This window comes from Pseudoalteromonas sp. S1610, from assembly GCF_005887465.1.
GTDB classification, from domain to species: Bacteria; Pseudomonadota; Gammaproteobacteria; order Enterobacterales; family Alteromonadaceae; genus Pseudoalteromonas; species Pseudoalteromonas undina.
On the sequence record NZ_PNDI01000040.1, the window covers coordinates 1 to 4,893 of the forward strand.

The 4,893-nt window shown below is 39.5% G+C and carries 2 protein-coding genes and 1 pseudogene; all 3 read right to left on the reverse strand.

What is annotated here, in order from left to right; translation table 11 throughout:
• Nucleotides 1-241: 241 nt before the first annotated feature.
• Nucleotides 242-2,626, reverse strand: a pseudogene (locus tag CWB77_RS13570) (SLBB domain-containing protein); the annotation flags it as partial.
• 405 nt (nt 2,627-3,031) lie between these two features.
• Nucleotides 3,032-3,814, reverse strand: a complete 783-nt coding sequence (locus CWB77_RS13575) for a DUF481 domain-containing protein (protein ID WP_109875403.1) — start codon at nt 3,812-3,814, stop codon at nt 3,032-3,034.
• Nucleotides 3,815-3,910: 96 nt separating this feature from the next.
• Nucleotides 3,911-4,729 carry a mechanosensitive ion channel family protein gene (locus CWB77_RS13580; protein WP_010390598.1) on the reverse strand — a complete coding sequence of 273 codons (819 nt, stop codon included), beginning with the start codon at nt 4,727-4,729 and terminating at the stop codon, nt 3,911-3,913.
• Between the last annotated feature and the right edge of the window lie 164 nt (nt 4,730-4,893).

Here is a 4,893-nt window from a genome sequence, read left to right on the forward strand (position 1 = left end):
GCTATCAGCTATCAGCTATCAAAAATTGAATAACGAGAACATTAGGTCAAGTTATTGTTTTAGGTTTTAGGAGCTTTAGCTCGTCCCTCGTAACACCAAACCTGCTGCTACATTTACGCGACATAAGGCCCCGCCTACTTTAAATCCAAATACTGTGTTTGGTTTAATCTCTGCCTAAAACCTAGTTCCTAAAACCTCAAGCCTTAGAACAGATGCGGGATAAACCCGCACCTAAATTATATTAAATACCGCTTATGGCTGCTACTGCTACACCTAACTGGTAAAGTATTTGTGTTGCGGTGCTCCAAAGCGTTAGCTTATCCATATGGCCGGCATCCAGTGGGACAACAATGGTATCGCCTGGTTCAAGTTGGTCTGAGTTATTAACAGCAAACCAGTTGCCTGTATTTGGTATTTGTACCGAGCCGTTGGCTTTTATAATGTAAATACGGTCATCAGCTGCGCGCTCTTTTAAGCCACCGCTTAGGTCTATGTATTCGTCTACGCTTATACCTGCTTTATATAGATGCGAGGTAGAGTAATTAACCTCACCAATTACACTAATTGAGTCGCGTTCACTTGGCACATAAAGTACGTCGCCATCTTGTAGTACTAAGTTTTGCTCATTGTTAACAATAAGCGGTAAATCTATAACTAATCGTCCAACCGCATCTACGTTAGCAAGATCCTTTAGTAGCTTATTCATTTCATCGTAAGTAAGTGTGTTACTACTTACTGAACTTTGGAAACTTTTAGATGCTATATCACGGCGAAGCTCGGTAGATAAACGCGCTAGCTGTTGTTGCTCTTGTTCTTTAATTGATTTACGAGTAAATACAGCGGCATTAGTTGCTGCAAAATCAGAAAAACCGCCGGCACGCTCCAATAAGTTACTTAGGGTTTCGCCACGGCGAATTGTGTAAGTACCAGGAAATTTAAGCTCACCTTTAAGCTCTACTTTTAGGTTTTCTTGCCAGTTTGGTATAGCAAATATATTTACGCTGTCTTTACTCTGTAATGAAATATTAGATGCGGCCTTATCTTGCATGGCGCTTTTTAGGTCAAACTTAATATGTTGAATATTTGATACATCATTAGTGGCAATTCTTGTTACTTCTGCTTGTTGTGTGTAAGCCGACTCTAACAACCCGCCTGCGGCAGTAATTAGGTCTTTTACCTCACCGCCTTCCATTAACGGGTAAATGCCTGGGTACATTACACTGCCAGTAATTTCAACAATCTGCATAGCCTGCATTACACCGGCCTGCTGCTCTAACTTTGCAATTACAGGCTTTAGTAAATTATGTCGGCTGAATAGTGCAAAGCTTTCAGCATCTTCTTCTTGCTCTTTTAGCTTTTTCTCAAGCATTTGAGCCATACTTAAATTTGGATTTTCTTCTTCTGGCTCTGATTCTTCAGTTATAACACCAACGTATTTTTCAAACTCTTTTTGTTGGTATTCATGCCATAGCTCTGCTTTGCGTTGTTGGTCTTGCTGCTCTTTAGTTAACGCTAAATTTGCAAGTGCAACATCTTCACGTTGTTTTTCTTCAAAACGACTAAACACAATAATTTTATCGTTAGGGCTAAGTTGTAAGTTGTTCTCTGTATTGTTGGCAATGGCTTTTGCTAAATCGAATTGATGAATCTCAATATCACCATTTACGTTGGTTTCACGCACTACTAATGCATAATCTAAATCGGCCTGTGGTAATAAATCACCACGCACGGAGCCTAAAATATCTGAAATGCGTTTACCTTTGTACCATTGGTAATTACCCGGGCGTACTGCGGCACCAATTAAACTAATTGAAGTTTGGTATTGTTCGCCAATGGCGCTAAAGTGAATACGATCGCCATCTTGCGGGATGTAGTTAACCTGCTTTTTACTAAAGTCAACTGAAAGCACTTCTTTGTGTTGATTATTAAAGCGCTCAACAACCACGCTTTTAGCGTAAGCATTAGGTTTAATACCGCCGGCCATTTTTAATAAATGTTCTGCCGTTTCACCTTTTTTAAGCTCAAAAATAGCAGGGCGCTTTACTAAACCGTCAACTGTTACTTGCTCTCCAACCGACGGTATAAATACCACGTCACCCGGTTTTAAAATAATATCGTTGCTGCTATCACCGCGAATAAGTAAGTCGTATAAATCAAAGTTAGTAACAACCTTACCACCGCGCTTTACTTGAATATTACGCAGCGAGGCAATATCAGACACGCCACCACTTACAAATAATGCATGCGACACTGTTGTTAGTGATGATACGCTATAGCTGCCTGGCTTGTATGCTTCACCTAAAACCAAAATACGAATACTACGAAGTTTGCCAAGCGATACAAACGCTTTAACACCAATAACTTCTTGCTCTACTTTTACTTTAATTAGTTCTTTAACTTCAGCGAACGTTAAACCCGCTACTTGTACAGGGCTTAAATCGGGAATATTAATGCGGCCCTCACGGTCAACAATCACTTCAAAGCTTTCACTTTCTTTACCGTAAAAGTTAATTAATAGCTGATCGCCACGCCCTACTAAATACGTATCAGGAACGGGAGCGCTTTCATTAGGCATAAATGTGGTTGGTTCGCCTGCAAATAGCTCATAACCGAATGGCTTTACTGATTTATCTTCTGGCTTGAATCGCTCTTCATCTGTAAAAGCTCGTTCGTCGGTGGTATTACGCTCACCTACTGTGGGCTTGTCTTGTTCGTTATTTTTGCCATTAGTGCTACCAGCACCTTCAAGGCTTGAAATATCCACGCCATACTGCTTTGCCAGAGCCTGTTGTTGTGACTTAGGTAATTTTTGAAACTGCTCTAGTTGAGCGGCTGTTGGCGCAAATGCTAATGTGCTGAAGCTACATATAAGTACAAAAGCACTTAATAAATATTTAATAACGTTCACGAGTAGGTATTTCCCTAGGTCTACAACCAAAAATTGGTGGGTATCATACATTATTTATGAGCAAATAAAAAAGGGACTTTAGCCCCTTTCATAGTTTTATTACAATTTATTTACTACTTGATGTTAAAAGCTGTAAACAAGTGTTAATGAGGTCTCTGTATCAGTTGCTTCTTTGTCATCAGCCACGTCTGAGTTGTTGGTTATATTGTAGGCCACTTTCATTTGTAGTGAGCCATTAATTTTAGTCAGAAGAGCGGTTTCTGAGCGAGTTTTAGTATTGGTATCACCGTATTCCACCGATACTAACTGAGTAAAACGCGCGTTGTCTGAAATTCTCCAGCTAAAATCTACTTTACCTAAGGCAATCACTTCGCCTTCGTATTCACCCGCTAATGAGTTGCCGTTTTCATCAACCTCTTCGCTAATATCTGGGTATTTAAAATACTTATAACCCGGACCAATTTCAGCGTTTAGTTTCATGTTTGACTCGTTTAATAAACGTAAACCATAACCCGCTGAAATAACTGATTCACTTCGGTATGCGCCAAAGTAATCAGATACGTGCGACCCATAAATAAATAAATGAGCGTGCTTTTCGTTTAATTTGTAATTACCCTGCGCTGAAATAGAGTACTTTTCGTTAGTACGCTGCTTTTCTTTAGTACCGTCGTCGTTTTCTACTTCATCTTCTTTGTAGATGCCGTCTAACTTATACTCGTTATTCCAACTTTCTAAGTTATGCAATACTTTAATACCGCCTTTTAAGGTCGTTGTTTCGGTATTACCGCTGGTAATGATAGCGCCCACTTCACTGGTTACTTCCCAGGTTTTTTGTTCTTCTTCTGATGCAAATGCACTGGTTGTAGCTGAGGCTGCTACTAAAATTGATAAAAGCTTAAGTTTCATTAAAAAATAACCCTGTAAAAAATATTCATGCTCTTTAAAGCAGCGCGCACGTTAGCAAACCTAACGTGAGCATTACCTTAATAACTTTTTAAAAAATTAGTCTTGCTTGTGCAAATGCACATCCATTTGTGGAAATGGAATAGTAATATCGGCGTCGTCTAACGCTATTTTAATGTTTTCCATTAACGACCAGTATGTTGGCCAGTAATCTTCTGAGTTAACCCAAGGGCGTACGATAAAGTTAACGCTTGAATCGGCAAGTTCAGAAACCGATACGTTGTATGCAGGATCTTTTAAAATGCGTGATTCGTTATCTAGTACTGATTTAAGTACTTCTTTTGCTTTACGTAAATCGGCGTCGTAGCCAACACCAATCACAAGATCAACGCGACGCGTTGCTTCGCGCGAGTAGTTAATGATCGCATCTGACATTATTTTTGAATTAGGCATTACAATAACTTTGTTATCAGGAGTGCGCATTTCTGTTGAAAATATTTCGATTTTTTTAATCGTACCAGCTTTACCGCCAGCTTCAACGTAGTCACCAGATTTAAATGGGCGTAGTAAAATAATTAGCACACCAGATGCAAAGTTAGATAACGACCCTTGCAGTGCTAAGCCAACCGCTAAACCTGCAGCACCTAAAATCGCAATGAATGACGTGGTTTCGATACCGATTTGTGACAGCGCCATTAAAATAGTGGCTGCAAATACAATGGCATACACAATACTAGATACAAACGATGAAACCGCTACATCTACTTTCTTCTTGTCGAATGCTTTAGCGGTTAAATTTGCACAAAACTTGGCAATTCGGCCACCGAGTAAAAATATAACAAGCGCTATAACTGCTTGAATACCATAGTGTAAAATTAAGCCTGAATTTTCATTCAGCCAATTGAGTATTGAATCCATATTAACTCCTGATAGTGTTATTAAGCAGTTTAGCGGTATTGTTTGTAGTATTGTAAATCTTTAATAGGTGTTTGCAACAACGTTTTATTGAGGGGGTAGGGATTCGAGCCGCGAGTTTCGAGGTTTCGAGGTTTCGAGGTTCGAGGTTTTAGGTTTTAGGTTTT

Bases quoted from the DNA above. Each gene is read 5' to 3' on its own strand.
- CWB77_RS13575 (WP_109875403.1), bottom strand. From the start codon at position 3,814: ATGAAACTTAAGCTTTTATCAATTTTAGTAGCAGCCTCAGCTACAACC.
- CWB77_RS13580 (WP_010390598.1), bottom strand. From the start codon at position 4,729: ATGGATTCAATACTCAATTGGCTGAATGAAAATTCAGGCTTAATTTTA.